Origin of the sequence: Nonomuraea terrae, from assembly GCF_044465245.1 — a bacterium.
In the GTDB taxonomy this organism is placed as follows: Bacteria; Actinomycetota; Actinomycetes; order Streptosporangiales; family Streptosporangiaceae; genus Nonomuraea; species Nonomuraea terrae.
The window spans coordinates 694106-720720 of sequence record NZ_JBITLL010000001.1 but is presented as its reverse complement, the minus strand read 5'-3'; the positions used below and the strand labels follow the sequence as shown (position 1 = coordinate 720720).

At 71.1% G+C, this 26615-nt stretch carries 22 protein-coding genes; 9 read left to right on the top strand and 13 right to left on the bottom strand.

Annotation, left to right across the window (positions count from 1 at the left end):
• Positions 1 to 114 precede the first annotated feature (114 nt).
• Both ACIBP6_RS03490 and ACIBP6_RS03485 read left to right on the top strand, forming a co-directional pair.
• The gene (locus ACIBP6_RS03490; RefSeq protein WP_397048323.1) at positions 115 to 498 is read left to right on the top strand and encodes a plasmid replication, integration and excision activator; all 384 of its coding nucleotides are present in this window, start codon (positions 115 to 117) and stop codon (positions 496 to 498) included.
• A 410-nt stretch (positions 499 to 908) separates the two neighbouring features.
• Positions 909 to 1031, top strand: a complete 123-nt coding sequence (locus ACIBP6_RS03485; RefSeq protein ID WP_397048321.1) for a hypothetical protein — start codon at positions 909 to 911, stop codon at positions 1029 to 1031.
• A 544-nt stretch (positions 1032 to 1575) separates the two neighbouring features.
• Here ACIBP6_RS03485 and ACIBP6_RS03480 read toward each other — a convergent pair.
• The 6 genes from ACIBP6_RS03480 to ACIBP6_RS03455 all read right to left on the bottom strand — a co-directional run bounded on the left by ACIBP6_RS03480 (position 1576) and on the right by ACIBP6_RS03455 (position 8443).
• Positions 1576 to 2742: a M20 family metallopeptidase gene (locus ACIBP6_RS03480; RefSeq protein ID WP_397048319.1), complete on the bottom strand. Its 1167-nt coding sequence runs from the start codon at positions 2740 to 2742 to the stop codon at positions 1576 to 1578.
• Entirely contained in the window at positions 2739 to 3404 is a 666-nt protein-coding gene (locus ACIBP6_RS03475; protein ID WP_397048317.1) for a DUF1028 domain-containing protein, read from the bottom strand. Before ACIBP6_RS03475 ends, ACIBP6_RS03480 begins: the two co-directional genes overlap by 4 nt.
• Complete coding sequence (locus tag ACIBP6_RS03470; RefSeq protein ID WP_397048315.1) at positions 3401 to 3904, bottom strand: RidA family protein; 504 nt, start codon at positions 3902 to 3904, stop codon at positions 3401 to 3403. The genes ACIBP6_RS03475 and ACIBP6_RS03470 overlap by 4 nt, the downstream gene beginning before the upstream one ends.
• 89 nt (positions 3905 to 3993) lie before the next feature.
• Positions 3994 to 5574, bottom strand: coding sequence for a GMC family oxidoreductase (locus ACIBP6_RS03465; RefSeq protein ID WP_397048313.1), 1581 nt, complete (start codon positions 5572 to 5574; stop codon positions 3994 to 3996).
• Positions 5571 to 7079, bottom strand: coding sequence for an aldehyde dehydrogenase family protein (locus ACIBP6_RS03460; protein ID WP_397048311.1), 1509 nt, complete (start codon positions 7077 to 7079; stop codon positions 5571 to 5573). The genes ACIBP6_RS03465 and ACIBP6_RS03460 overlap by 4 nt, the downstream gene beginning before the upstream one ends.
• Complete coding sequence (locus ACIBP6_RS03455; RefSeq protein ID WP_397048309.1) at positions 7076 to 8443, bottom strand: purine-cytosine permease family protein; 1368 nt, start codon at positions 8441 to 8443, stop codon at positions 7076 to 7078. Before ACIBP6_RS03455 ends, ACIBP6_RS03460 begins: the two co-directional genes overlap by 4 nt.
• A 273-nt stretch (positions 8444 to 8716) precedes the next feature.
• Here ACIBP6_RS03455 and ACIBP6_RS03450 point away from each other — a divergent pair, with 273 nt between their 5' ends.
• Both ACIBP6_RS03450 and ACIBP6_RS03445 read left to right on the top strand, forming a co-directional pair.
• A complete protein-coding gene (locus ACIBP6_RS03450) occupies positions 8717 to 9565 on the top strand; it encodes a carbon-nitrogen hydrolase family protein (protein ID WP_397048307.1) in 849 nt (282 codons plus the stop codon).
• A gap of 39 nt (positions 9566 to 9604) precedes the next feature.
• Positions 9605 to 11257 carry an amidohydrolase gene (locus ACIBP6_RS03445; RefSeq protein WP_397048305.1) on the top strand — a complete coding sequence of 551 codons (1653 nt, stop codon included), beginning with the start codon at positions 9605 to 9607 and terminating at the stop codon, positions 11255 to 11257.
• Positions 11258 to 11281: 24 nt separating this feature from the next.
• Here ACIBP6_RS03445 and ACIBP6_RS03440 read toward each other — a convergent pair whose 3' ends face one another.
• The gene (locus tag ACIBP6_RS03440) at positions 11282 to 12187 is read right to left on the bottom strand and encodes a LysR family transcriptional regulator (RefSeq protein ID WP_397048303.1); all 906 of its coding nucleotides are present in this window, start codon (positions 12185 to 12187) and stop codon (positions 11282 to 11284) included.
• Complete coding sequence (locus ACIBP6_RS03435) at positions 12184 to 12852, bottom strand: TetR/AcrR family transcriptional regulator (protein WP_397048301.1); 669 nt, start codon at positions 12850 to 12852, stop codon at positions 12184 to 12186. Before ACIBP6_RS03435 ends, ACIBP6_RS03440 begins: the two co-directional genes overlap by 4 nt.
• Before the next feature lie 141 nt (positions 12853 to 12993).
• Here ACIBP6_RS03435 and ACIBP6_RS03430 point away from each other — a divergent pair, with 141 nt between their 5' ends.
• From ACIBP6_RS03430 to ACIBP6_RS03420, 3 genes are all read left to right on the top strand, one after another.
• Entirely contained in the window at positions 12994 to 14520 is a 1527-nt protein-coding gene (locus ACIBP6_RS03430; RefSeq protein WP_397048299.1) for an APC family permease, read from the top strand.
• A complete protein-coding gene (locus ACIBP6_RS03425; RefSeq protein WP_397048297.1) occupies positions 14517 to 16520 on the top strand; it encodes a primary-amine oxidase in 2004 nt (667 codons plus the stop codon). The genes ACIBP6_RS03430 and ACIBP6_RS03425 overlap by 4 nt, the downstream gene beginning before the upstream one ends.
• Before the next feature lie 180 nt (positions 16521 to 16700).
• Positions 16701 to 17948: a flavin-containing monooxygenase gene (locus ACIBP6_RS03420; protein ID WP_397048295.1), complete on the top strand. Its 1248-nt coding sequence runs from the start codon at positions 16701 to 16703 to the stop codon at positions 17946 to 17948.
• 569 nt (positions 17949 to 18517) lie between these two features.
• Here the strand turns inward: ACIBP6_RS03420 and ACIBP6_RS03415 are convergent.
• From ACIBP6_RS03415 to ACIBP6_RS03395, 5 genes are all read right to left on the bottom strand, one after another.
• Positions 18518 to 18949 carry a chromate transporter gene (locus tag ACIBP6_RS03415; protein WP_397048293.1) on the bottom strand — a complete coding sequence of 144 codons (432 nt, stop codon included), beginning with the start codon at positions 18947 to 18949 and terminating at the stop codon, positions 18518 to 18520.
• 133 nt (positions 18950 to 19082) lie between these two features.
• The gene (locus ACIBP6_RS03410) at positions 19083 to 19310 is read right to left on the bottom strand and encodes a formate dehydrogenase subunit delta (protein ID WP_397048291.1); all 228 of its coding nucleotides are present in this window, start codon (positions 19308 to 19310) and stop codon (positions 19083 to 19085) included.
• A gap of 4 nt (positions 19311 to 19314) precedes the next feature.
• On the bottom strand, positions 19315 to 22095 hold the full coding sequence (fdhF, locus tag ACIBP6_RS03405; protein ID WP_397048289.1) for a formate dehydrogenase subunit alpha: 2781 nt from the start codon (positions 22093 to 22095) through the stop codon (positions 19315 to 19317).
• Positions 22092 to 23642 (bottom strand): formate dehydrogenase beta subunit, encoded by a 1551-nt coding sequence (locus ACIBP6_RS03400; protein ID WP_397048287.1) that lies wholly within the window; start codon positions 23640 to 23642, stop codon positions 22092 to 22094. The genes fdhF and ACIBP6_RS03400 overlap by 4 nt, the downstream gene beginning before the upstream one ends.
• Entirely contained in the window at positions 23639 to 24112 is a 474-nt protein-coding gene (locus ACIBP6_RS03395; RefSeq protein ID WP_397048285.1) for a formate dehydrogenase subunit gamma, read from the bottom strand. The genes ACIBP6_RS03400 and ACIBP6_RS03395 overlap by 4 nt, the downstream gene beginning before the upstream one ends.
• Before the next feature lie 237 nt (positions 24113 to 24349).
• Here ACIBP6_RS03395 and ACIBP6_RS03390 point away from each other — a divergent pair, with 237 nt between their 5' ends.
• Together ACIBP6_RS03390 and fdhD are read left to right on the top strand one after the other, a co-directional pair.
• Positions 24350 to 24757: a molybdopterin-binding protein gene (locus ACIBP6_RS03390; protein WP_397048283.1), complete on the top strand. Its 408-nt coding sequence runs from the start codon at positions 24350 to 24352 to the stop codon at positions 24755 to 24757.
• A 390-nt stretch (positions 24758 to 25147) separates the two neighbouring features.
• Positions 25148 to 26026, top strand: coding sequence for a formate dehydrogenase accessory sulfurtransferase FdhD (fdhD, locus tag ACIBP6_RS03385; RefSeq protein ID WP_397048281.1), 879 nt, complete (start codon positions 25148 to 25150; stop codon positions 26024 to 26026).
• Positions 26027 to 26615 lie beyond the last annotated feature (589 nt).

The following is a 26615-nucleotide window of genomic DNA, read 5'->3' as shown; positions in this document are numbered from 1 at the left end:
CTATCGGACCAGTGACACCGAAGTCACCTTTACCCGGACACTTGACCCAGCAAGTCAGCAACCTCCTCTCGGAGAACCATTTGATAGGTCAAGTGGCATGAGAGGAAAACCGTCATGGCTCTGCAAGGACCCATCCCCGTCACCTTCGCCATGGTCTTCCTGCACGGCTGCTACATCGTCGGCGAGGTGGAGCCGGTCAGGGACTCCGACGCCTCGTCCAACGGCCGGTTCGTGCAGGCCCGCGACAAGCAGACCGGAGAGCTGGTCTGGCAGGTCGCGGTCATGGACGGTGACCGGACCCTCAAACCCGCGCAGAAGACGGTCGCGGTCAAGATCCTGGCCCCGGTCCAGCCGGTGCCGCCGCAACCGATGCCGGGCCTGCCGTTCACCCCGGTCGCCTTCGACGGCATCACCATCACGCCGTACGTCAACGCCGCCGGCCGTCTCGCGTACTCCCCACGCCCGAGAATGCCTGCGTCACCGGTACAACATTCCTAGATTCGGTGGGAGTGGGTCGCCGCGTTGCCGATAGCGGATGGTCAGCGCTTTTGGTGAAGCTGCCGGAGATCGGACCAGGCCAGGACGTGATCAATGGCATTGGCGGCTCCTCACGATCGAGGGTGTAGTTGCGGCCTGAATCCTCCGGTCTCGAGCAGTGGCCGTTCTTGAAACGGCCGGACTGAAATCCCGTCTGATCATTGCGATCGGGCGGGATCTTGTCGTTTCAGAGGTTTCCGAATCGGGTTCGTCCTGGTTTTGGAACCGCAGCGCGGGTGTCTGGGAAGGCCCGGGTGGTGTCAGGCCGCGGTGGAGGACCGAGATCCGGCCGTTGGCATGGCGAAGCCGATGGTGGGCTTGGAGCGGGCCGAGGAGGCCGCACGGCAGCAATCGCTGAGCTATCCGGGCAGATGGAGGAGCTGCAGGAACAGCTGGCCGTGGCGCAGCGGCGCCTGGAACGGTTGTCCATCGCGTGCGAGGAACTGACCGCGCTCTCCGACCTCCTTGTGGTCGCGCACGCGCCTCCCGCTTAGGAAGCTATCGCGCCGGCCTCGGACCTCGCGTCGTGCTCGCTGCCCGGCTCGCTGTGCTTCTCGATGTCAGCTGGCCAACGTGATCAGCGTCGATCGCTACTGGGTGCCTGTTCCCGAAGCCGGAGGGCAGCACCGACCAGCCAGCCGCTTGCCCTGGCCGGCTTGCCGTAGCGTGACTGGCGTAGTTGCCGAATGCACGCAATCAGCAGTGTATGAGACGAAGTGATCCCCGCTGAAGCCTTGGCACTGGACATGCTGGCGGGCGGTTTCCGTTCCTACGCCTGCCTTTGTGGTCAGGTGCTTGCTGACTGCGCCGCCGCTCAACTTCACGCCATCGAGACAGCGCAGTGCTCGGTATGTCTGCGGCGGACGCGGTTCTCGCTGGTCCCTGAACTGAGCACGGCTCCCGCTCCTGCTGGGACATCTGACCCTCCCTCCCGCCTGCCTCACGGGACGCCCTGCCGGGTGCAGCGGAATTGAGCGAGGCGGGGCAGGGAGGTGAGACCTCCATGGCTTGCGCCGGAGGGCCCATCTCGTACCGCGTTCAGCGCGAGGCGCCGCCTCCAGCGCGGCCGTCGGTCCGGCCTCGCTGCGCCACCACGTCGATCGCCGTCCACGCCAGCGCCGTCGCGGCGTCGCGGATCGCGTGCTCGGCCGCCGCGCCCACGCAGTGGGCGGCGAACTCCTTCTGGTGGTTCAGGGCGGGCAGCGAGCCGATGCCGATGTAGGGGTGGATGGCCGGCACCACCTGCGACACGTTGCCCATGTCGGTGGAGGCCCGGTTCATGCGGGCCGCCATCCCGTCGCTCGCGAACTCGCGTCCCAGGGCCACGGCGTTACGGCGGTACGCCGCCAGCGCGGCCTCGTCCGCGCGGAACTCCGCGTACGGCTTGCTCTCGGGGACGATCTCCAGCTCGCACCCGGTCGCCAGCGCGCCGGCCTCGAAGCAGCGCCACACTCTCGGCTCCACCTCGGCCAGCTCGGCCAGCGTCTCGGCGCGGACGTACCATCGGCCCTCGGTGCGCTCGGGGATCGCGTTCGGCGCCTCGCCGCCACGGGTCATGACCCCGTGCACCCGCACCGTGTACGGGAGCTGCTGGCGCAGCAGGCCGATCGCCACCTGCGCGACCGTGAAGGCGTCGGCGGCGTTGACGCCCTGCTCGGGGTAGGCCGCGGCGTGCGCTGCCTTGCCCTGGTAGGACACGTGGGAGTGCGAGACCGCGAAGGGACGCGCCTCGGCGACGTCCACCGGCGCGGGGTGTGCCATCATCGCCAGGTCGAGGCCGGCGAACGCGCCGCGGTCGAGCAGCTCGATCTTGCCGCCGCCGCCTTCCTCCGCCGGGGTGCCGTAGACCTCGACGGTCAGCCCCAGCTCGTCGGCCAGCGGCGCCAGCGCCGCCGCGGCACCCACCGAGGTGGCGGCGATGAGGTTGTGCCCGCATGCGTGCCCGAGCCCCGGCAGGGCGTCGTACTCGGCGCAGATGCCGAGCCGGAAGGGGCCGGACCCCGCGGTCGCGTGGAACGCGGTTTCCAGGCCCAGGTAGCCGGCGGTCACCTCGAAGCCCGCCTCGTCCAGCGCGGCCGCGACCCAGCGGGCCGCCTGGTGCTCCTCCCAGGCCGTCTCGGGGTGCGCGTGCAGCCGCTCCGACAGCTCGGTGAGCCCGTCATGCCGCCTGGCGACGGCGGCCGCGGCCGCCTCCTTGACGCTCATTCGTCTCCCGGCACCCCGTAGCTCGGCGCGTCCTGCGGGCGCAGCGCCCGGGTCACGTAGTCGTCCCGCTGCGGCAGCCACAGCTCCACCAGGCGCCGCAGCTCCGCGATCGGCTCGTCGCTCCAGTCGACGCGCAGGTCGGTCTCGCGCCACGGCACCGCCCGGACCACGGACAGTCCCGCCGAATGGAGCGGGCCGGCCTCGCCGCCGGCCGACAGCCCGGCTTCGAGCCCGGCGAGGAGCCGCAGCTCGAGCTCCCCCTCCGCCGACTCGAACCCCCGGACCACGGCGTCGACGACGTCCGGCGTGGCGAGCATGTTTCCGGCCGCGACCACCGACCGGCCGCGGCGCTCGGCGACGACGCCGAGGGCCCGGGCGCCGGAGAACACCGCGGACTCTCCCGCCAGGTTCAGCACCGTCAGCTGCCGGTGGGCGGCCTCCGGGGTGGCCGCGACGACCTCGGCCAGCGCCTTGTCCGGCGCGAGGCCGCTTTCCAGCGCGTCGAGAAGCGTCGTGCCCAGGCGGGGGTCGGTGACGTTCTGCGACGCCGCCCCGCCGACCCCCGCACGGAGATGAACGCAGCGCGCCGCCACGGCCGGGCTGGAGGAGCTGACGGCGATGCCGACGGCGCTGCCGTCGGTGCCGAGCACGGAGAAGGTCACCGCTCCTCCTCGGGAATCACGGCGAGGGCGTCCACCTCGACCAGCCACTCGGGGCGGGCGAGCGCCGAGACGACCAGACCGGTCGAGATCGGGTGCACGCCCCGCGTCCACCGGCCGATGGCGCGGTAGACGGGCTCGCGGTAGCGCGGGTCCACGATGTAGATCGTGAGCTTGACCAGGTGCTCCATCCGGCTGCCCGCCTCTTTGAGCAGCAGGTCGATGTTCGCCATGGCGCGCTCGGTCTGGGCCTCGACGTCGCCGATGCCGACGGACTCGCTGGTGTCGAGGTCCTGCCCGATCTGCCCCCGGACGTAGACCGTGTTGCCGGCCACGACGGCCTGGCACAGGTCGTTGTCCAGGTTCTGCTCGGGATAGGTGTTCTTCGTGTTGAACGGCCGGATACGGGTGTGCCCGCCGGCGACAATGCGGTCGCCTGTCGTGCGCTCCCCCGCGACGGGCTCTCCGGCGCCCTGGCCCGCCCGCGGAGTCGGGTGGCTCATCGGAACCTCCTTGTGGTCACTGCCTGGGACAAGTCCATCGGAGGCCAGCCCATCTGTCCAGCGAATGATTCCGGCCCAGGGCATCGGAATCATTGATGCCAGGAGGTGCCCCGGATGAGGTCGGCCGCGCGTTCGGCGATGAGCATGACCGTCACCACGGGATTGACCGACGGAATGGTGGGGAACACCGACGCGTCGGCCACGCGCAGCCCTTCCACGCCCCGCACCCGCAGCTGCGGGTCCACGACGGCCGCAGGATCGTCCGGGGCCCCGATCCGGCAGGTGCCGCAGACGTGGTAGACGGTCTGGTGCGTGGCCCGGGCGATCTCGGACAGCTGCTCGTCGGTGACGACGTCAGGGCCGGGGAACACCTCGCGGACCAGGTGCGAGCGGAACGGCTCCTCCTGGGCGACGCGCCGGGCGGCGCGCACGCCCGCGACCAGCATGCGCTCGTCGTGCCCGCCGGGGTCGGTGAAGTAGCGCGGGTCCAGCAGCGGGGGCTCGTCGGGATCGGCCGAGACGATCGCGACCCGGCCGCGGCTGGCCGGCTTGGCCACGTTGGGCGCGATCGAGACGATCCGCTCGGGCAGCTCGGCGCCGTGGTTCTCGGCGTGCACCGCCCACGCCTCGACGGGGAAGTGCATGAGCACGTCCGGCCGGCGCGGGTCGCCCTCGAGGGTCAGCATCGCGCCAGCGTCCCATCCGCTCGCGCAGGTCGGGGGCGGCGAGTCGCGCGACTCCCACACGACGAGCCCCTCGGCGTGGTCCTGGAGGTTCTCCCCCACCCCGGGCAGGTCGGCGACCACCTCGACGCCCGCCTCGTCGAGCACCCGCTTGGGCCCGATGCCGGACAGCTGCAGCAGCCGGGGCGAGTCGATCCCGCCGCAGCACAGCACGACCTCGCGGGCGCAGCGGATGATCCGCCTCTCCCCGCGCGCGTCGCGGGCCTCCACGCCGGCCGCGCGGCCGCCCTCGATCAGGACGCGGACCACGCGCAGGCCCGTGAGCACCGACAGGTTCGGCCGGTCCCAGGCCGGATGCAGGTAATGGTGGGACGTCGAGCCGCGCTGGTTGGACTCGGGGGTGTAGCCGACCTCGAAGAAGCCCGCTCCCTGCGCCGCCTCGTCGAGCCGGCCGTCGTTCCACCGCTCCCGTACGGGCACGCCGAGGGCCTTCGCGGCGGCGGCGACCACGTCGGCGACGTACGGATTGCGGTCCTGCGGCGCGACCGGCTGGATCGGCACCTGGAGCCGGTCGTAGTAGGGCAGCACGGTCGCGGCGTCCCAGCCTTCCGCGCCGAGCGCGACCCACTCCTCCAGATCGGCCGGCAGGGGTCGCCAGGAGATCATCGTGTTGGCGTTCGAGCACCCGCCGAGGATCCGCATCCGGGCGTGCCGGATGTCGGAGTTGCCCCTTTCCTGCGGGGCGCTGCGGTAGTCGAGGTCGTACTCGCCCTCCAGCATCTCCGCCCAGCGCCGCAGGAACCGCGCGCGGGGCTCCTCGCGGTCGTCGGGGCCCCACTCCACCAGCGCGACGCTACGGCCGGCGTCCTCCGACAGCCGGGCGGCGATCAGCGAGCCCGCGGTGCCGCCTCCGACGACGACGTAGTCGTACTGCTCGCCGTCGTGCTGGCCGGGGCCGTACTGCGAGCCGTCGTGCTGCCCGCTCATGCGTACCTCACCCAGGTCGTCTTCAGCGCCGTGAACTTGTCCATCGCGTGCGGGGACAGGTCACGGCCGAAGCCGGACTCCCCGAAGCCGCCGAAGGGCGTCGTCACGTCGAGCGCGTCCACGGTGTTCACGGAGACCGTCCCGGCCCGCAGCCGGCCGGCGACCCGGTGAGCCTGGCGCAGGTCGTCGCTCCACACCGACGCGGCCAGGCCGAAGGCGGAGTCGTTGGCCACCGCCACCGCCTCCTCCTCCGAGTCCACGCCGATCACGGCCAGGACCGGGCCGAAGATCTCCTCGCGGGCGATCCGGGCCGTCGGCGCGACCTCGTCGAACACCACCGGCGCCACGTAGGCCGCGGTCGGCGCGCCCTCGACCGGGCCGCCTCCGAGGCGGAGCACCCCCTCGCCGCGGCCGACCTCGACGTACGCCCGGACCCGGCCGGCCTGCTTGTCGCTGACAAGGGGCCCCATCGCGGTGGCCGGGTCGAGCGGGTCGCCGGGACGGATCGCGGCCGCGCGCTCCAGCACCTTCTCCAGCAGCTCGTCCTTGACCGAGCGGTGCACCACCAGGCGGGAGTTCGCCGAGCAGACCTGGCCCGCGTTGGTGAAGACGCCGAAGCAGACCCCGTCGGCGACGGCGTCGAGGTCGGCGTTCCTGTCGAGCACCACGTTGGCGCTCTTGCCACCGCATTCGAGCCAGACCTGTTTCATGTTGGAGGCGCCGGCGTACTGCAGGAACAGCTTGCCGACCGGGGTGGAGCCGGTGAAGGTGACCACGTCCACGTCGGGGTGCAGCCCGAGCGCCTTCCCGGCGACCGGGCCGTCGCCCGTGACGACGTTCAGCACGCCCGGTGGCAGCCCGGCCTCGGCGGCGAGCTCGGCCAGGCGCAGTGCCGACAGCGGCGACTCCTCGGCGGGCTTGAGCACCACCGAGTTGCCGGTGACCAGGGCCGGCGCGAGCTTCCACATGGCCATCTCAAGCGGGTAGTTCCAGGGCACGACGGCCGCGACCACGCCGAGCGGTTCGCGGGTGACCAGGGCCAGGTCGCCGGTGCCGGTCGGCGCGATCTCGCCGTACGTCTTGTCGGCGGTCTCGGCGTACCACTGCAGGATCGCGGCCGTGCCGGGGACGTCGACGGCCGAGGTGTCGGTGACGAGCTTGCCGGCGTCCAGGCTGTCCAGCACGGCGAGCTCGTCGGCGTTCGCGCGGATGAGCTCCGCCAGGCGGAGCAGCACCTGCTTGCGCTCGCCCGGCGCCTGGCCGGCCCACCGGCGGTCGGCGAAGGCGCGCCGGGCGGCGGCCACCGCGCGGTCGACGTCCCGCGCGTCGCCGGCGGCGACCTCGGCGAGGACGCGGCCGGTCGCCGGGTCGATCGTCGGGGACCGGCGCCCGGAGAGCGCGTCGGCGAACCCGCCGTCGATCCAGAGCCGGTCGCGGGGCGTGATCGCGGCGGCGACCTTGCGCCAGTGTTCCGCGGTGGGCGCGGCGGCGGGCTGGTGGCTCACTTGGGCTCACCTCCGGCGAGTACGGTGTTCGTCGCGGGCACGGGCGTGCGGACCGGCATCTTGCCTGCCTTGCGCATCCAGGCGTAATAGAGCGGGCAGATCACGACCAGCCCGACGATCCACGAGATGTCCACCCCGCCGATCGCCTCGGCGATCGGTCCGGTGTAGATCGTCGTGCTGAGGAACGGGACCTGCACCGCGATACCGAGGAAGTAGCAGGCGATCGCGATGGGGTTGTACCGGCCGTAGACGCCGCCGTCGCGGCGGAAGAGCGCGTCGATGTCGTAGTCGCCGTGCCGGATCACGTAGTAGTCGACGAGGTTGACCGCGGTCCACGGCACCAGCACGCACATCAGCAGGAGCATGAAGTTGGTGAAGTTGACCAGGAAGTTGTCCTTGCCCGCCAGAGCCATCGCCAGCGCGCACAGGAACAGCGCCGTGGAGACCACCGCGCGGACACCGGCGCGGGGCACCCACCGCGGGAAGATCGTCTGCCCGACGGTGATCGTCGACAGCGCGCCGCAGTAGAGGTTGAGGGAGTTCGTGCACGCGATGCCGATGCCGAACACCGCGATCACCAGGCCGCCGATGCCCTTGGTGATCGAGCCGAGGCCGGTGACGGTGTCGGCGTCGGGGAAGGCGGCGCCGACCAGCGTGCCGAGCACCATCGGCAGCAGCGAGCCGAGCACCGCCCCGGAGTAGGTCGCCCAGAAGGCGGGGCGCACGCCCGTGTCACGCGGCATGTAGCGGGTGTAGTCGGAGACGTACGGCGCGTACGCGATCTGCCACAGGGCGGCCAGGGACAGCGTGCCCATGAACCCGAGCCAGCTGAACTCGCCCGACGACAGCACGCCGGCGGGCAGGCCGTTGACCGCGAAGGCCCAGATGAAGGCCAGGACGAGGGTGACGCCGGCGATCACAGTCATCAGCGAGGCGAGGCCGTGGATCAGCTTGTACCCCACGCTGGCGCCGGCGACGCTGAGGAGCCCGATCAGGATGATCGCGACCGTCTCCGGCACGCCGAACAGCGTGGAGATCGCCTGGCCGCCGAGGACCATGTTGGAGGCGAAGAACCCGACGTACATGAAGACCACGAGCACGACCACCAGCAGGCTGCCGAACGAGCCGAACTGGGCCCGCGTCTGCAACATCTGCGGCACGCCCATCTGGGGGCCCTGGGCCGCGTGCAGCGCCATCACCACGCCGCCGGCGATGTTGCCGAGCGCCAGCGACAGCAGCGCCGCCCACAGGGGAAGGCCGTAGACCGCGGTCGCGACGACACCGGTGGCGACGGTCAGCAACATGATGTTGGAGCCGAACCAGATCGTGAACAGGTTGCGCGCCCTGCCATGGCGCTCGGTCACGGGTATGTGGTCGATCGTCCGTCGCTCCAACTGGAACGGTTCAACGCTCATAGGCTCAGCCATGGAACGGTGGCCTCCTCGGGGTGCAACTAGCTGGCCGGCGCTCCAGCCGACGACAGCAGTCTCGACGGGGCTCTGACCACACGACAAGCGCAGAATGCTGGCGCAGGTCATCAACAAAAGCGATGCAGCGGCCGTATACGTCCGTTCCGGCTCATGCCATTCTCGAACTTCCCACCAGCCGTTCGCGCCAGCCCCAGCGAGGAGGAGCCGATGACCACCCGCCGCACGGCCCGGATCGGGATCGCCCAGTGGCGGCCGGAGCCGGGGCGGTCGCTGTCCAACGCGGCCACCGCCGGGCGCCTGGTCGCCGCGCTGGCCGCGCGGGGAGCCGACCTCGTGGTGCTGCCCGAGCTGTGGCCGTCCGGGTACGACGCCCGCACGCTCGCCGCGGATGCCGGGGCCGCCGCCGAACCGCTCGACGGGCCCCGTGACCGGCTGCTGCGTGACCTGGCGCGCGAGCACCGCCTGTGGCTGTTCGCTGGGAGCGTGCCCGAGCGCGCGGAGGGTGTCCTCTTCAACACCGCACCGGTCTACGCGCCGGACGGTGAGCGCGTCGCGGCGCACCGCAAGGTGCACCTCTACCCCACCACCGGGGAGGCCGCCGTCTTCGCGGCCGGCGCGACGGCGACCGTGGTCGCCACCCCGTGGGGGCCGGTGGGGCTGAGCATCTGCTTCGACGGCGACCATCCCGGCTACGCGCGGGCCCTTCGCTCGCGCGGGGCCCGCGTCGTCGTCTCGATCTCGGCGTACGAGACCGGCGCGGCCCGCTGGTGGGACCTGCTGTATCCGGCGCAGGCCCTGGCGAACGGGCAGTGGTGGCTGATGGCGAACCAGTGCGGCGGCGCGGGCCCGTCCGGTCTGCTCGGCGGAAGCCGGGTGATGGCGCCCGACGGCCGGACCGTCGCCGAGGCGCCGCGGGCCACGACCGGCACGGCACCGGCACCGGCACCGGAGGAGCATCTGCTGGTCGCCGACCTCGACCTCGCGGCCGGGATCGAGGCGGCCGACCGGGACGCGGCTCCCCTGTGGGAGGGTGCCCGCCCGGAGGTCTACGCGTAACGGCCACCGGCCGACGAACCCCGAACGAAGGAGGCGCCCATGGCGGGCGGAGGAGCAGCGGACTGGATCTTCTACGGCGGCCGGATCCACCCGATGGACGGGACCGCGGCGACGTCCGCGCTGGCGGTCCGCTCGGGGCGCATCGCCGTGCTCGGCCCCGGCGCCCACGAGCTCCGCGGGCCCCGCACGCGGGCGGTGGACCTGCGCGGCGGCGCCCTCCTGCCCGGTTTCCAGGACGCTCACCTCCACGCCGTCGCGGGTGGGCTGCAGCTGCTCGGCTGCGACCTGTCGCACGTGCACGACCGGGACGGCTACCGCGCCCTCGTGGCGGCCTACGCCGAGCGGAACCCCCACGTGGAGTGGATCCAGGGATCGGGCTGGTACGGCGACGTCTTCCCCGGGGGCTTCCCGCACCGCGCGGACCTCGACGCCGTGGTTCCCCACCGGCCGGTGGTGCTCACCAGCCATGACTTCCACGGCGTCTGGGTGAACTCCGAGGCCCTGCGGCGCGCCGGCGTCACCGCCGCGACTTCGGATCCGGAGGGCGGCCGGATCCACCGCGGAGCCGATGGCGAGCCCACGGGGCTGCTCGTCGAGGCCGCCGCCGGGCTGGTCACCTCGCTCGTCCCCGCGCCGGACGCCGCCCGTCTCGACGCGGCGCTGATGGCCGCCCAGACCTTCCTGCACCAGCTGGGTATCACCGCGTGGCAGGACGCCGCCGTGGGCGAGAGCGCGCTGTTCGACGACTCCTACGACACCTACCTCTCGGCGGCGGAGTCGGGGAGGCTGACCGCGAAGGTGACCGGCGCTCTGTGGTGGCGCGCCGACGAGGGGCCCGCCCAGCTCGACTTCCTGCGCCGGCGTCGGCGGCGGGCGGGCGGCCGGTTCCGCGCCACCGCGGTCAAGATCATGCAGGACGGCGTGTGCGAGAACCACACGGCCGCGCTGTTGTCGCCGTACCGGGGGCTGGGCGAGGAGGTGGGGCTGAGCTTCATCGCGCCCGGCGAGCTGGCCGAGGCCGCCGCGTGCCTGGTGGCCGACGGGTTCGACCTGCACATGCACGCGGTCGGCGACCGCGCGGTGCGCGAGTGCCTCGACGCCGTCGAGGCGGCCGGGCCGGCCGCCGGGGGCCGGGCCGCGCGGCACCAGCTCGCCCACCTCGACCTGATCGACCGCGGCGACATCGACCGGATGAAGCGGCTCGGCGTGCTCGCCAACGTGCAGCCCCTCTGGGCGCGCGAGGACAAGGTGCTGGTGGAGACCAAGCTGCCCTACCTGACCGACGATCAGCGGGCCCGCCACTTCGCGTTCGGCAGCCTGGCCCGTGCCGGGGTCGAGCTGGCGATGGGGTCGGACTGGCCGGTCTCCAGCCCTGACCCGCTGTGGGGCATCCACGTCGCGGTCAACCGGACCGCTCCCCCTGCGGACGTGCACGCCCGTGACGAGCACGCCCGGACGGTGCCGTTGCTCGCCGGCGAGGCGATCGGCGTGCGGGCCGCCGTGCACGGCTACACCGCCGGGGCGGCGCTGGCGAACCGGACGGAGCACGACAGCGGCACGCTCACCCCTGGCAAGGCCGCGGACCTCGTGCTGCTGGACGGCGACCCGGTCGCGGTCGATCCCCGGGAGCTGTCGTCCCTGCGGGTACGCGCCACGTTCGTCGACGGCGTGCCCGTGCACGAGGCCTGGTAGCCCGCTCCCCCGGGCCGGAGCCGGTCAGCGGCCCCGGGCGCGCCTGGCGGACCTGATGAAGGCCTGGGCGCGCCGGGTCAGGCGCACGCCTCGCATCGAGGCCAGGACGACGTCCAGCGGCTCCAGCTCGTCGAGGATCTCCAGCTCGGCGACCTCCTCGCCGTCGTACGTCGTGGGCGAGGCGGGCTTCTGGTTGAGCACCGACCAGCCGAGGCCGTTGGCCACCAGTGCCCGGACCGTCTCGAACCCGGTGGTGCGGTGGCGCACATCGGGCGTGAATCCGGCCGACGCCACGAGATGCTCGAAGTAGTCCCTGCTGTGCGGCAGGTCGAGCAGCACCATCGGCTCCCCCGCGAGGTCGGCCAGCCGGACCTTCCCGTGGCGGGCCAGCGGATGGTCCTTGGCGACCAGCGCATACGCCGGAGCCGTGCCCATGCGGACCGACTCGATGTCGTCGTCGAGGTCGTAGCCGTACATCAGCGCGAGCTCGCAGCGGCCCGCGCGCAGCGCCTGCTTGAGCGTGGCGTGTTCGGCCTCGATCACCGACACCTCGATCTCGGGGTGGTCGCGCTCGCACGCGCTCAGCAGCCGCGGCAGCTCGAAGGGCCCGAGCGTGGCGAAGCAGCCGATGGTCAGCCGGCCGATCAGGACCTGGCCGGCCGAGCGGGCGGCCTCGGCCAGCTCCTCGGTGTGGGCGAGGTAACCGCGCAGCTCGCGCAGGAACGCCGCGCCCGCCGCGGTCAGGCTGAGGCCCCGGGCGTGGTGCCGCAGCAGCAGTTGCACGCCGAGCTCCTTCTCCAGCTGCGCCACCGCCGTGGAGACCGCCGACTGGGACACCATCAGCTCGCGGGCCGCGCTGGTCATGCTGCCCAGCTCGGCCGCCGCCGCGAAGTACCGCAGCTGCACCAGCGTGAAGCCTGGGTCGCTCATTCCCGCATCTCCGCCCTTCCTGGTCCGGGCCGCCGGGCGGGCCTTCCCCGCCCGGCGTGCCACGCTTCGAGGTCGCAGCCCGTCACGGCCGACAGGTAGGCGCGCACGAGCCGTCTCGCTTCCAGGGGGGCCACCGCGGGGTTGCGGCCCACGATGTGCAGGCCGTAGGCATCCTCGAGCGCCACCGCGTTCATCGCCACGCCCCGCAGGTCGTCGATCGGGGCGAAGACGCCGCCGCTCACGCCGAACGCGAGCACCGTCGCGTAGAGCGACACCTCGCGATCGTAGAGGCCCGACATCAGCACCGCGTGCGCCTTGTTCCGGGAGGCGTTGAGATGCAGCTCGTAGAGCACGAGCCCCATCCCGTCGGGGGCGTCGTCGGGGATGCCCTGCTCGACAAGGCCGAGCAGCTTGTCACGCGGGTCGTCCGACTGCTCGACCACCCGCATCCGCAGCCAGTAGTAGCGGTCGACCGCGTGGTGGTGGACGTCGAGCAGCAGGTCGTCGAGGTCGGGGAAGTAGTAGGACACCGAGCCGGGCGAGAGCCCGGCTGCTTGCGCGACGTCCCTGACGCGCAGGCCCGCCAGGCCGCGCTCGGCGATGACCCGGGCCGCGGCCTCGACGAGCTGGCGGCGGCGTTCGGTCTGGTTACGCGGACGTGCCATGTCACAAATTTTGATGCCGGTCATCAAAAAAGGCCATGACTTATCCTCTGGTCAGAAAGCACGTACCCGACCATTATTTCACGTCAATCGCAAAGAATAGCTCCGGGCCCGCGCGCCCGCCCCCCGGAAGGCATCTCGCCCATGAGCGATCGCCAGCGGACCGACCTGCTCGACGAGCAGACCGGCCGTCTCCAGAAGGCCCTCAAGAGGTTCGACATCCTCTTCCTGATCATCGCGGCCGTGATCGGTCTCGAGACCCTCGGCCAGGTCTCGGTCTTCGGGGCAGAGGCGCTCACCTGGCTGGTGATCCTCGCCGTCACCTTCCTGATCCCGTACGCGCTGATCTTCGCCGAGGTGGGTGCCGCGTTCAGCGAGGAAGGCGGCGCCTACACGTGGGTCCGCAACGCCTTCGGCCGGGTCGCCGGGGCGATCGCCGCGCTGCTCACCTGGGTCACCCAGCCGATCTGGGTCGGCGGCTCGATGGCGTTCCTGGCCGCGGAGACGGTGAACACCTACCTCCTCCACCTGCCGCACGGCTCGGCCGCCGACTACGTGTTCAAGATCGCCTTCATCTGGTGCACCGTGCTCGCCGCCATCGTCAGCCTGCGCAGGGGGAAGTGGCTGCCCACCAGCGGCGCGATCCTCAAGATCGTGCTGCTCGCCTTCTTCGTGCTGACCACCGTGCTCTACGCCGCCCAGCACGGAGTCGAGGGTCTCAGCGGCAGCGGCTTCAGCCCCACCCTGGCGGGCCTGCTCGGCCTGGCCCCGGTCCTGCTGTTCGCCTTCCTCGGCTTCGAGTCCTCCAACAGCGCCGCCGGAGAGATGGAGAACCCCGCCCGCGACGTGCCGATCTCCATCGCCCGCTCCTCGGGCGCCGCGGCCCTGTGCTACATCCTGCCCGTGCTCGCCATCCTGCTCGTGGTGCCGAAGGACGACATCACCGGTATCTCCGGGCTGCTGGAGGCCGTCGGCGTGGTGTTCAGCGTGTACGGCCCGGCCGCCGAGACCCTGCGCACCATCACGGCGATCGGGTTCGTCTACATCCTGATGAGCCAGGGCGCCGCCTGGATGATCATCTCCGACCGCATGCAGGCGATCGCGGCGGCCGACGGGGCCTTCTTCGGCGGTTTCTTCGGCCGCTTCCACCCCCGGCTCGGCACCCCGGTCCGCGTCAACCTGCTGTCCGGGATCGTCTCCACCCTCTTCATGCTGGCGGCGATGCAGGTGACGGGAAGCAGCGCCGCGCTGTTCACCGTGGTCCTGACCATCTCGATCTCGACGTTCCTGCTCAGCTATCTGATCGTGATCCCCGCGGCGATCCGGCTGCGCACCACGTACCCGCACGTGGAGCGGCCGTTCCGGGTTCCGCTGCCGGACCGGGGCTACGCCGTGCTTGGCGCGATCGCCTTCGCGTGGGTGCTGCTCGGCTCCTGGGTCGCCGTCTTCCCCGGCACGCTGGAGGGGCTCTTCGGCCTCCCGTACGACTTCGAGGAGACGTGGGGCGTCAGCCACCTGCAGTTCCAGGTGCTCACCCTGGGCACCCTCGCCGTCCTGCTCGTCCTCGGCGTCATTGGCTACGTACGGGGGGCCAGGGTCCGCGCCGGCGGCTCCGCCCCCGCCGAAGGCGGCGTCACCCCGGTCATCGCTCCAGAAGGGACCAGCTCGTGACCCCTCACCCGCTCGACCGCCTCACCTCGGAGGAGATCGCCCGCAACCGCGACATCCTCCACCGGGCCGGCCTGATCGGGCCCGCCACCCGCTTCCCCCTGGTGATGCTCGTGGAGCCGCCGAAGCATGAGGTGCTCGCCTGGAAGGAGGGAGACCCGTGGGACCGGTGCGTACGCACGACGCTGCTGGACCGCGACACCGGCGAGGTGTCGGAGGCCGTCACCTCCCTCACCCACGGCAAGGTCGTCTCGCGGCGCGAGGTGGACGTCTCCGCCGAGGGACAGCCGCCGATCATGGGGGAGGAGTTCGCCCTGGTCGAGAAGATCCTTTGGGGGGACAAGGCCTGGTGCGCCGCGATGGCCCGGCGCGGGCTCGACCGGCCCGAGCGGATCCGGGTCTCCGCCCTCAGCGCCGGCTGCTTCGACCTCCCGGGAGAGCAGGGCCGGCGGCTGGTGCGCTGCCTGTCCTTCCTTCAGCTCGACGACAGCGACAACGTGTGGGCGCATCCCATCGACGGGGTGGTGGCCTACGTCGATCTGATCACCGCGGAAGTGGTCGAGCTCATCGACGACGGCGTCTTCGAGCTGCCGACGGAGCGGGCCGACTTCGAGCTCCGCGCCGAGGACCGCCCGGTGCGCGACACCCAGCGGCCGATCGAGATCATCCAGCCCGAGGGGCCCTCGTTCACGGTCGAGGGCGACGTCGTGAGCTGGGAGAAGTGGCGGTTCCGGATCGGCTTCGACCAGGTGGAGGGCCTGACCCTGCACCAGATCGGCTTCGAGGACGGCGGCCGGCTGCGGCCGATCGTCTACCGCGCCTCGGTCGCCGAGATGGTGGTTCCGTACGGCGACCCCTCCCCCGTGCGGTTCTGGCAGAACTACTTCGACGCCGGCGAGTACTCCCTCGGCAAGGACGCCAACGCGCTGGAGCTGGGCTGCGACTGCCTGGGCGAGATCCGCTACTTCGACGCCGCCGTCGCCGACGACGACGGCTGCCCGCGGACGATCCGCAACGCGATCTGCATGCACGAGGAGGACTTCGGGGTGCTGTGGAAGCACACCGACATGTACAACGGCAGCAGCTCCACCCGCCGACAGCGCCGGCTGGTGATCTCCTTCTTCATCACCGTCGGGAACTACGACTACGGCTTCTACTGGTACCTCTACCTCGACGGCACGATCGAGCTGGAGTGCAAGGCGACCGGCGTCGTGTTCGCGTCGGCCTACCCCGGCGACCGGCCCGACGGCACGCCGTACCCGTGGGCCTCGGAGATCGCGCCAGGCGTGGGGGCGCCGTTCCACCAGCACCTGTTCTGCGCGCGCCTGGACATGATGGTCGACGGGGTGGGCAACGCCGTCGACGAGGTGGACGCCGTCCGCGTACCCGTCGGACCGGACAATCCCTACGGCAACGCCTTCACCCGCAGGGCCACCCGCATCCGCCGGGAGCGCGAGGGTGCCCGGCTGGCCGACGGCGCCGCCGGCCGCACGTGGCACGTCGTCAATCCCGGGCGCGCGAACCGGATGGGGCAGCCGGTCGGCTACGCCCTCCTGCCGGAAGGGCAGCCCACGCTCCTCGCCGACCCCTCCTCGTCGATCGCCAGGCGCGCGGCGTTCACGACTCGGCACCTGTGGGTCACGGCGCAGGACGATTCCGAGCGCTACCCGTCGGGCCAGTACGTCAACCAGAACCCCGGCGACTCGGGGATCGACACCTGGATCCGGGCAGACCGGGACCTGGACGGCCAGGACCTCGTCCTGTGGCACACCTTCGGCCTCACCCACTTCCCCCGGCCCGAGGACTGGCCGGTCATGCCGGTCGACCGCACCGGCTTCGTGCTGAGGCCGGTGGGGTTCTTCGACCGGAACCCGGCCCTTGACGTACCGGCTCCGAAGGCGAAGCACTGCCACACCGCCGCGGGGACCTCTGCGGGAGGCTCCCCGACGTGCTGCTCGACCGGGACGCCGGCGGCGGCCCGCGACGGCGGCGCTTGTCACTGACCGGCGGACGGCCTAAGGGCGGCCCGCGGGCCGGGCACGGCCTCATGCATCAGCAGAACAGATGTAGAAGGTCGACAACATCTGTTGGACACGGCTTCGGCGACGCATGAGGATTTCACGGACACGGTCCTGCGCGTCACGAACATCAGGACATTTCCCCATTCGGAGCAGGAGGTTCGGATGTCGAGCGAAGAGATAGAGGTCCTCGTCGTCGGCGGGGGCCAGGCCGGCCTGGCGATGAGCGAGCACCTGAGCGCCGCCGGCGTCCCGCACCTCGTCCTGGAGCGGCAGCGCATCGCCGAACGCTGGCGCTCCGAGCGGTGGGACTCGCTGGTCGCCAACGGACCCGCCTGGCACGACCGTTTCCCCGGCCTGGAGTTCGTCGACCTGGACCCCGACGCCTTCGCCTCGAAGGACGAGGTGGCGGACTACTTCGTCGCCTACTCCGAGAAGATCGCCGCGCCGATCCGGTGCGGCGTGGAGGTGACCTCGGTACGCAAGAACGCCGGCCATCCCGGCTTCCACGCCGAGACGTCCGACGGAGTGGTGAACGCCCGTTTCGTCGTCGCCGCGACCGGACCGTTCCAGCGGCCCGTCATCCCGCAGGTCGTCCCCGGCCAACCCCGGCTCGTACAGATCCACTCCAGCGGCTACCGCAATCCACGTCAGCTCCCCGACGGAGCCGTCCTGGTCGTCGGCGCCGGGTCGTCCGGGGTGCAGATCGCCGACGAGCTCCGGCGATCGGGCCGGACCGTCTACCTCTCCGTCGGCCCGCACGAGCGGCCGCCCCGCAGATACCGCGGCCGCGACTTCGTCTGGTGGCTCGGAGTCCTCGGCAAGTGGGACGCCGAGACGCCTCCCCGCGGCGCCGAGCACGTCACGATCGCGGTCAGCGGTGCCCGCGGCGGCCGGACCGTCGACTTCCGCACGCTGGCCGCCCAGGGCGTCGAACTGGTCGGCATGACCGTCTCGTTCGACAACGGCATCCTGCGGTTCGCCCCGGACCTCGCCGAGAACATCGCCCACGGCGACGCGAGCTACCTGTCGCTGCTCGACGAGGCGGATGCCTATATCGCCCGCAACGGCCTCGACCTCCCGGAGGAGCCGGAAGCCCGCGTCCTGGGACCCGTCCCCGCGTGCGTGACAGACCCGGCGCTGGAGCTCGATCTCGCCGCGGCCGGCGTGCGCTCGATCGTGTGGGCCACGGGCTACGCGGTCGACTACGGCTGGCTGCAGGTCGACGCGTTCGACGAGGCCGGCAGGCCGAAGCACCGGCGCGGCGTCTCCCCCGAGCCGGGCGTCTACTTCCTGGGCCTGCCGTGGCTCTCGCGGCGCGGATCCAGCTTCATCTGGGGAGTCTGGCACGACGCCAGGTACGTGGCCGACCACATCGCGACCCAGCGGGCCTACCTCACCTACGGGGCATAAGGGGCACTCGCGTAATCGCGGCCGGCGAAAGCCCTGGCAGGGCGGCCCTCTGCCGGGGGACGAGCGGACGACCGCCTGGCCCGGAGCCCGGAAAATCATCTTGCGGGCGGGCGCCAGCTCCGGCTAGACCCGTTTTCCGCATGTGAGTGATCTTCAGCGGAGGTCTCGTGGATCGATGCTGCCGCGCTTCAGCACGATCGCCCTGTGATGCTTCATCGCGGTCGCCCTCTCCTGGACGACCAACGCCTGGGTACGCATGCGCTCGGTGAGCGACCTGTGGAGCATTCCTACGGGCAGTTCGTGCTGGCCAAGACTGCGGTGTTGGGAGTGCTCGCCCTCTTCGACTGGAACCATCGGCGCCGTACCGTGGCTCAGGCCGGGCTGCATCCCACGCGGCGTACTTTCACCCGCCTGGCGGCGGGCTCGGCGGAGCACGTCACGACCTCGACGCCCGCATCGACCGGCCGGCCACACCGCGCGCTTCGTGGCCGCCGCGCCTGCTGCTCCTGGCCCTCGCCCTGTCGGTGGTGAGCACCCCGATCAGCCTGTTCCTGCTCCCGCTGTGAACGTCACAGCAGCACGGTGGCCACACCGAGTACGGCGCAGATCCCGAGGATACGCAGCATCGGCCACTCCAGGACGAAGGTCATGACGAGCGCGGCCACGGTGATCACTAGCGCGATCGGGCTGATCGTCCCCGTCTCAGGGAGCTGGATACTGAACGGGCCCCAACCCCAGGTGAAGGTGCGGGCGAACATGGTGTGCTCGGCGAAGTAGAGGGCCAGGTTGGCGATGACCCCGACAACAGCGGCGGTGATACCCGTCAGCGCGGCGCTGATGGCGATTTTGTGCCGCAGCCGCTCGACATAGGGGGCGCCTGGAAAGATGAAAGACAGTGCGTGCCACGGACGAGGCCTGCGTCTCGTCGACCAGATGGCGCAGCGGTGGGGCGTACGCCTGAATGCTCGCGGGTGGAAGACCGTATGGGCAGAGGTACTCACAACGGAGGATTCCCCGATCGGGCTGCTGGACGCAGCGTCGTACCTTGAGGAGTTGCATTGATGAGCGAACTCCGGGGAGTGGGGAGGCCGAGTCGAGATCTCACGGCTGGATCGCCAAGGGGTGCCTGCGTGTTCAGGCGCGTGCTGGGGGCAGCAGCGCGGCGGCGGCCACGATGAGCGGGTCCAGCCGGCCGTCGGCTGTGCCGGCGTCGGCGAGCAGCCTGGCGCGCATCCGTGGATCCCAGAAGGCGCGGATGTGCTCGGCGATCTGCTCGGCCGCCCAGGCCGGGTCGCGGTTCCTGAACTGCACGGCGATCTCGTTCGCCATGCGGATGTGCGGGGGCGTCTGCGTCGCGGTCACGTGATCACCTCACCACCGCGGGGGCCGGGTGCTTCAGCGACACCTGGACCGCGGTCACCTTGTACTCGGGGCAGTTGGTCGCCCAGTCGGAGTTCTCCGTGGTCACGACGTTCGCGCCGGTCACCGGGTGGTGGAAGGTCGTGTAGACCACCCCGACCGGCATCCGATCGTCGATCTTGACCCGGAGGCTGGTCTCCCCGACCCGGCTGGTCAGCGCCACGGTGTCGCCGTCGCGGATGCCGCGCACCTCGGCGTCGTGCGGGTGCATCTCCAGCAGGTCCTCCGGATGCCAGGCGGTGTTGCCGGTACGCCGGGTCTGGGCGCCCACGTTGTACTGCGACAGGATGCGTCCGGTCGTCAGGATCAGCGGGTACTTGCGCGTGCTGCGTTCCCGGGTCGGCACGTAGTCGGTGAGCATGAACCGGCCCTTGCCGCGGACGAACTCGTCGATGTGCATGATCGGGGTGCCTTCGGGCGCCGCGTCGTTGCACGGCCACTGGACGCTGCCGACCTCGTCGAGCTTGGCGAAAGACACCCCCGCGAAGGTGGGCGTGGTCATCGCGATCTCGTCCATGATCTGCGCGGAGTCGTCGTACTTCATCGGGTAGCCCATCGCCTGCGCGATCTCGCAGACGATCTCCCACTCGTGCTTGCCGGTCCGCGGTGCCATCACCGGGCGGACCCGGTTGATCCGGCGCTCGGCGTTGGTGAACGTGCCGTTCTTCTCCAGGAACGAGGTGCCCGGCAGGAAGACGTGCGCGTACTTCGAGGTCTCGTTGAGGAACAGGTCCTGCACGACCACCAGCTCCATCGCCGCCAGGGCGGCGGTGACGTGCTGGGTGTTCGGGTCGGACTGGACGATGTCCTCGCCCTGCACGAACAGGCCCATGAACGTGCCGTCGATCGCGGCGTCGAACATGTTGGGGATGCGCAGGCCCGGCTCGGGGTCCAGCACCCGGCCCCACAGCGTCTCGAACGTGCCGCGCACCACGTCGTCGGAGACGTGCCGGTAGCCGGGCAGCTCGTGCGGGAACGAGCCCATGTCGCACGAGCCCTGCACGTTGTTCTGCCCGCGCAGCGGGTTCACCCCGACGCCGTCGCGGCCGATGTTGCCGGTCGCCATGGCCAGGTTGGCCATGCCCATGACCATGGTGGAGCCCTGGCTGTGCTCGGTGACGCCGAGGCCGTACATGATGGTGGCGTTGCGCGCGCTCGCGTACAGGCGGGTCGCGGCGCGCAGCTCGGCCGCGGGGATGCCGGTGATCGACTCGACCGCCTCGGGGCTGTGCTCGGGCGCGGAGATGAACCGCTCCCATTCGGCGAAGTCCTCGCAGCGCTCCTCGACGAACTCCCGGTCCACCAGGCCCTCGGTCACCACCACGTGGCTCATGGCGTTGATCAGCGCCACGTTGGTGCCGGGCTGCACCCGCAGGTGGTGCTCCGCCTGGATGTGCGGGGATCGGACCAGGTCGATCCGGCGCGGGTCGGCGACGATGAGTTTGGCGCCCTGGCGCAGCCGGCGCTTGATCCGCGAGCCGAACACCGGGTGGGCGTCGGTCGGGTTCGCCCCGATGATCAGGATGACGTCGGCCTTGTCCACGGACTTGAAGTCCTGGGTGCCGGCCGACGTGCCGTACGTCTGCTTGAGGCCGTAACCGGTCGGCGAGTGGCAGACGCGGGCGCAGGTGTCGACGTTGTTGTTGCCGAAGGCGGCGCGCACCATCTTCTGGACGACGTACACCTCCTCGTTGGTGCACCGGGAGGAGCTGATCCCGCCGATCGCGCCGGCGCCGTGCCTGGCCTGGATCCGCATCATGCGGCCGGCGACGTAGCCGATCGCCTCCTCCCACTCCACCTCGCGCCAGGGGTCGGTGATCCGCTCGCGCAGCATCGGCTTGAGCTGCCGGTCGGGGTGTGAGGCGTAGCCGAAGGCGAACCGGCCCTTCACACACGAGTGTCCCTCGTTGGCCTTGCCGTCCTTGTAGGGCACCATGCGGACGACCTCGTCGCCGCGCAGCTCAGCCTTGAACGAGCAGCCCACGCCGCAGTAGGCGCAGGTGGTGAGCACGCTGCGGTTCGGCATGCCGAGCTCGACCACCGACCGCTCCTGCAGCGTGGACGTCGGGCAGGCCTGCACGCAGGCGCCGCAGGAGACGCAGTCGGACTCCATGAACGTGCCGCCGGCGCCGGCGGCGACCTTCGAGGCGAATCCGCGGCCCTCGATCGTCAGGGCGAAGGTGCCCTGGACCTCGCCGCAGGCGCGCACGCAGCGGGAGCAGGCGATGCACTTGCTCGCGTCGAAGTCGAAGTAGGGGTTGGTGCTGTCGGTCGGCAGGTCGAGATGGTTCTCGCCGTCGAAGCCGTAGCGGACCTCCCGCAGGCCGACCACGCCGGACATGTCCTGCAGCTCACAGTCGCCGTTGGCCGGGCAGGTCAGGCAGTCCAGCGGATGGTCGGAGATGTACAGCTCCATGACGCCGCGGCGCAGCTCGGCGAGCTTCGGCGTCTGGGTGCGCACCTTCATCCCGTCGGCCACCGGGGTGGTGCACGACGCCGGGGAGCCCTTGCGGCCGTCGACCTCGACGAGGCACAGGCGGCACGAGCCGAAGGGCTCCAGGCTGTCGGTGGCGCACAGCTTCGGGATGTCGATGCCGCACTCGGCGGCGGCGCGCATCACCGAGGTCCCCTCCGGGACCAGCACCGTCTTGCCGTCGATCTCCACGGACACGGTCGCCTCGCCGGAGCGCGCCGGAGTGCCGTGGTCCTTCTCCTTGATCAGGCTCATCGCCGTTCCTCCGTCGTCACTCCGAAGTCGCCGGGGAAGTGGGTGAGGGCGCTCTGCACCGGCATCGGTGTCAGGCCGCCCATCGCGCAGAGGGAACCCTCGGTCATCAGGTGGCACAGGTCGTCGAGCAGCTTCAGGTCGGCGGTCCTGTTCTGGCCCGCGACGATGCGGTCGATGACCTCGACGCCGCGTACCGCGCCGATCCGGCACGGGGTGCACTTGCCGCACGACTCGGCGGCGCAGAACTCCATGGCGAACCTGGCCTGCCCCGCCATGTCCACGGTGTCGTCGAACACCACCACGCCGCCGTGGCCCACCATCGCGTCCGCCGCGGCGAACGCCTCGTAGTCCATGGGCAGGTCGAACCGGGACGTCGGCAGGTAGGCGCCGAGCGGCCCGCCGACCTGCACGGCCCGCACCGGGCGGCCCGATCGGGTGCCGCCGCCGTACTCCTCCACGAGCTCGCCGAGGGTGATGCCGAAGGCGGTCTCCACGATGCCGCCGCGGGCGACGTTCCCGCCGAGCTGGAAGACCTGGGTGCCGCGCGAGCGGCCCACCCCCAGCGCGGCGAACGCCTCCGCGCCGTCGGCCATGATCATCGGCACCGAGCCCAGGGTCAGCACGTTGTTGACCACGGTGGGCTTGCCGAACAGGCCCTCCAGCGCCGGGATCGGTGGCTTGGCCCGCACCATGCCGCGCTTGCCCTCCAGGCTCTCCAGCATGGAGGTCTCCTCGCCGCAGATGTACGCTCCGCCGCCGACCCGGACGAACAGGTCGAAGCTGAAGTCGTGGTCGAGGACCCGCTTGCCGAGCCACCCCTTCTCATAGGCGGCGTCGATCGCCGCACGTAGCGTGGCCACGGCGTCGGGGTACTCGGAGCGGACGTAGATGTAGCCCTCGCTCGCCCCGACCGCCCAGGCGGCGATCGCCATGCCCTCGATGAGGGTGAACGGGTCGCCCTCCATCAGCATCCGGTCGGCGAAGGTGCCGCTGTCGCCCTCGTCGGCGTTGCAGCAGACGAACTTGGGCTCCGACGCGGCGCCGAGCACCGTCTTCCACTTGACGCCCGCCGGGAAGCCCGCGCCACCGCGGCCGCGCAGCCCGGAGTCGGTGACCTCGGCCACCACCTGCTCGGGGGCCAGGGACAACGCGCGCCTCAGCCCGTCGAGCCCACCGTGCGCTACGTAGTCGTCGGGGGAGAGCGGGTCGACCACGCCGACCCGGGCGAACGTCACCCGCGTCTGGTCGCGCAGCCACGGGATCTCCTCGGCCGGGCCGAGGCACAGGCGGTGCTCAGCGCCGTCCAGCAGCCCCGCCGCGAGCAGGTCCTCGACGTCGTCCGGGGTGACCGGGCCGTACGCCACCCGGCCGGCCGGCGTCGCCACCTCGACCAGCGGTTCCAGCCACAACATGCCGCGAGATCCGTTGCGCACGACGCGGGCCCTGGGGCCGGCCGTCTCCGCGATCCGCTCGGCGACCTGGTCGGCGCCGACGGAACGGGCGGCCGAATCCCGCGGGACGTACACGGTCATCGGCTCGCCCGTCACGCGGCCTCCCCCAGGAGGCGATCGAGCTCCTGCGCCCCCACCCTGCCGTACAGCCGGTCGCCGACCTGGACGGACGGGCCGAGAGCGCAGTTGCCGAGGCAGAAGACCTGCTCCAGGGTCACCGCTCCGTCCGGTGTGGTCTCCCCGAGGCCGACGCCGAGCCGGCTCCTCGCCCGGTCGACCAGCTCCGCCGCGCCGACCGCCTGGCACGCCTCCGCCCGGCAGATCCGCACCGTCGTACGCCCCGGCGGTGTCTGGCGGAAGTCGTGGTAGAAGGTGACGACGCCGTGCACGTCGGCTCTCGACAGGTTCAACGCGTCGGCCAGGATCGGGATCGCCGCCGGATCGATGTGACCCAGTTCCTCCATGAGGCTGTGCAGGATCGGCAGCAGAGCGCCCCGGTCGTCACGGTGCCGCGCGACGACCGAGCGCACTCGATCTTCAAGAGACTGCGCAGACGACGACGTCATGACCAGCCTTTCGGTGGGGGGATCTATCTGCACGGTCGTGCATCCCCGGCCGGCGCGTCCAATCGTTTCTTTCTCTCGCTTGATAGGCGGCTTCTATCAGTGCAGGAGAGCGATCGACCGCCATCGGCCGATCAGCACCGTCGAGGCCGCGACGAGGTAACCGTGGCTCGCGGTTGATCTACGATCTCGTGGATCCGTGACAGCGCAGGCTGGGATGTGGAAGGCAGGGTGAACGTTGTGGCGACGTTTCGGATCAGCGAGGCCGCGGCGTTACTCGGGGTCAGCTCCGACACGGTTCGCCGGTGGGTGGACGCGGGCCGTCTGCCGGCCGAGCGGGACGAGCACGGCCACCGGCAGGTGAACGGCGCTGAGCTGGCCGCCTTCGCCCGAGCTCAGGTGCACGTGGTCGACGACGCTGGCCGTTCGTCGGCGCGTAATCGCTTCCGCGGGATCGTCACCGAAGTGATCCGGGACGCGGTGATGGCGCAGGTGGAGATCGCCGCAGGACCGTTCCGGGTGGTGTCGCTGATGAGCCGCCAGGCGGCTGACGAGCTGGGGCTGGAGGTGGGAGTGGTGGCGGTCGCGGTGATCAAGTCCACGAACGTCGTCGTGGAGATTCCCGGTCACGAGCGCACGGCCGGGTAATGTCGTCGCGGCGCCGAAGACCTGGATGACGCTGCTTGAGCTGCACTTCGTCGGCGCATGGGCGCAACATGAACGCGGCTGTCGGCATCAGGCAGATGGCTGCTCGCCCACATTCCCTCGCGGCGCAGTCTTGATCGGCTGCCCGAAAGCGGTATCTCATGGATCCGAACGCTCGCCGTACATGGAACGCCGCAGCGGGCGGCGTAGGCCAGGCCGGCGTTGTCGGAGCCGAAGTTGTTCGGCCGTGAAGCCCGTCCACAGGAAGTCAGGGCGCGGTCGATGCCGGGTGTTCGCATTTCCTGAGCAGGAGTGACGATGACGTATGAGCAAGCTCCGGAACTCCCGGGACACCGCGTGCCGCCGACGGGCCTTAGCCGTCGGGAAGGCGCGGTGAAGGTGCGCCCGGGTCCGACGACCCCTGTTCGGATCAGGCGGTTCTCCGGCTCGACGGCCAGGGACCGCCGCGACGACCTGGCCACGGAGGAGCCGCTGGAGATCCGCATGTCCGCCCCGGACGGCTCGCGCCGTACGGCGGCCATCACCATGCGCACGCCGGGGCACGACTTGGAGCTGGCGGCCGGGTTCATGAGCGGGGAGGGCCTGGCGGGGCCGGGGGACATCGCCGCGATCGCGTACTGCACCGACGACGACATCCCGCCCGAGGCCCGCTACAACACGGTGACCGTGCACCTGAAGGGGCCCATCCCCGACCTGCCCGCGCTCGACCGCCACTTCCTCACCTCCAGCGCGTGCGGCGTCTGCGGCTCGGCCAGCCTGGAGTCGCTGCACGACCGCTGCCGCTCCCTGCCTCGGGGCGAGCTGGAGCTCACCCCCGAGCTGCTGTACGGGCTGCCGGGCGCGCTGCGTGACGCCCAGGGCGTGTTCGGCAAGACGGGCGGGCTGCACGCCGCCGGGCTGTTCTCGGCGTCGGGGGCGCTCGTGGCGGCGCGCGAGGACGTCGGCCGGCACAACGCCGTCGACAAGCTGGTCGGCTGGGCGGCGATGAGCGACCGGCTGCCGCTGAGCGACCACGTGCTCATGGTGAGCGGCCGGACCAGCTACGAGATCATGCAGAAGGCCCTGTCGGCGGGCATCCCGGCGGTGTGCGCGGTGTCGGCGCCGTCCTCGCTGGCGGTCGACCTCGCCAGGGAGTTCGGCATGACGCTGGTCGGCTTTTTGCGCGGCGAACGCTGCAACGTCTACGCGGGTGGGGAGAGGGTCGTCGGCTCCGCGGAGGGATGCAGATCTGCTGGTGCCGGCCAGAAATGATCACCGGATCGGGTGATGTCCCAGGCTGCACGTGCGAGTCATAGGCGGCGTCCATGCCAGGTGCTGCCCGCCCGCGAAGGCCGCTCCCAGCGGCTCGCCGACCTTGCGTGGGTGACGGGCGCGACAACGTACCTGTGCGGAACCGGCGGGATGAGGTACTTGGATCTGGACCTGTTCCGGGGCTGCGCGATCGATGTCATTCCGTTTCAGGTACCCGGCAGCGGTCTCTGGAGCTCTGCGCGCGAGGTGAGCGCTGTGGACGCCCTACTGCTCGTCGGACCACGCACCCTACGACGGGAGCTGATGGCTCTACGCCCGGCTCGGAACGTGCATTCAAGGCCTGGTGCAGCGTACCCGACTGGTCTGCTGCCCCAGGCCTTAGCAGAGCCGCCGAATGTGTGAATACGCCGGCCGGCGACTGGCCAGTCGCCGGCTCCGCCCACACCATCACCGAGCGGCTTGACCAAGACCACCGCTGGCCCCTGACCGCGGCGAGCGTCAAGCCCTCCTCCAACTCGGTGCTCTCAACGAACGCACCGGCCACCACGAACGCGCCCTCGAGATCTATGACCAGGCCAGCTCCCTCGAC

Coding starts and splice junctions, on each gene's coding strand:
- ACIBP6_RS03490 (WP_397048323.1), top strand. CDS start 115: ATGGCTCTGCAAGGACCCATCCCCGTCACCTTCGCCATGGTCTTCCTG.
- ACIBP6_RS03485 (WP_397048321.1), top strand. CDS start 909: ATGGAGGAGCTGCAGGAACAGCTGGCCGTGGCGCAGCGGCGCCTGGAA.
- ACIBP6_RS03440 (WP_397048303.1), bottom strand. CDS start 12,187: ATGAGCGACCCAGGCTTCACGCTGGTGCAGCTGCGGTACTTCGCGGCG.
- fdhF (WP_397048289.1), bottom strand. CDS start 22,095: ATGAGCCTGATCAAGGAGAAGGACCACGGCACTCCGGCGCGCTCCGGC.
- ACIBP6_RS03450 (WP_397048307.1), top strand. CDS start 8,717: ATGACCACCCGCCGCACGGCCCGGATCGGGATCGCCCAGTGGCGGCCG.
- ACIBP6_RS03445 (WP_397048305.1), top strand. CDS start 9,605: ATGGCGGGCGGAGGAGCAGCGGACTGGATCTTCTACGGCGGCCGGATC.
- ACIBP6_RS03465 (WP_397048313.1), bottom strand. CDS start 5,574: ATGAGCGGGCAGCACGACGGCTCGCAGTACGGCCCCGGCCAGCACGAC.
- ACIBP6_RS03480 (WP_397048319.1), bottom strand. CDS start 2,742: ATGAGCGTCAAGGAGGCGGCCGCGGCCGCCGTCGCCAGGCGGCATGAC.
- ACIBP6_RS03435 (WP_397048301.1), bottom strand. CDS start 12,852: ATGGCACGTCCGCGTAACCAGACCGAACGCCGCCGCCAGCTCGTCGAG.
- ACIBP6_RS03430 (WP_397048299.1), top strand. CDS start 12,994: ATGAGCGATCGCCAGCGGACCGACCTGCTCGACGAGCAGACCGGCCGT.
- ACIBP6_RS03395 (WP_397048285.1), bottom strand. CDS start 24,112: ATGACGTCGTCGTCTGCGCAGTCTCTTGAAGATCGAGTGCGCTCGGTC.
- ACIBP6_RS03470 (WP_397048315.1), bottom strand. CDS start 3,904: ATGAGCCACCCGACTCCGCGGGCGGGCCAGGGCGCCGGAGAGCCCGTC.
- ACIBP6_RS03420 (WP_397048295.1), top strand. CDS start 16,701: ATGTCGAGCGAAGAGATAGAGGTCCTCGTCGTCGGCGGGGGCCAGGCC.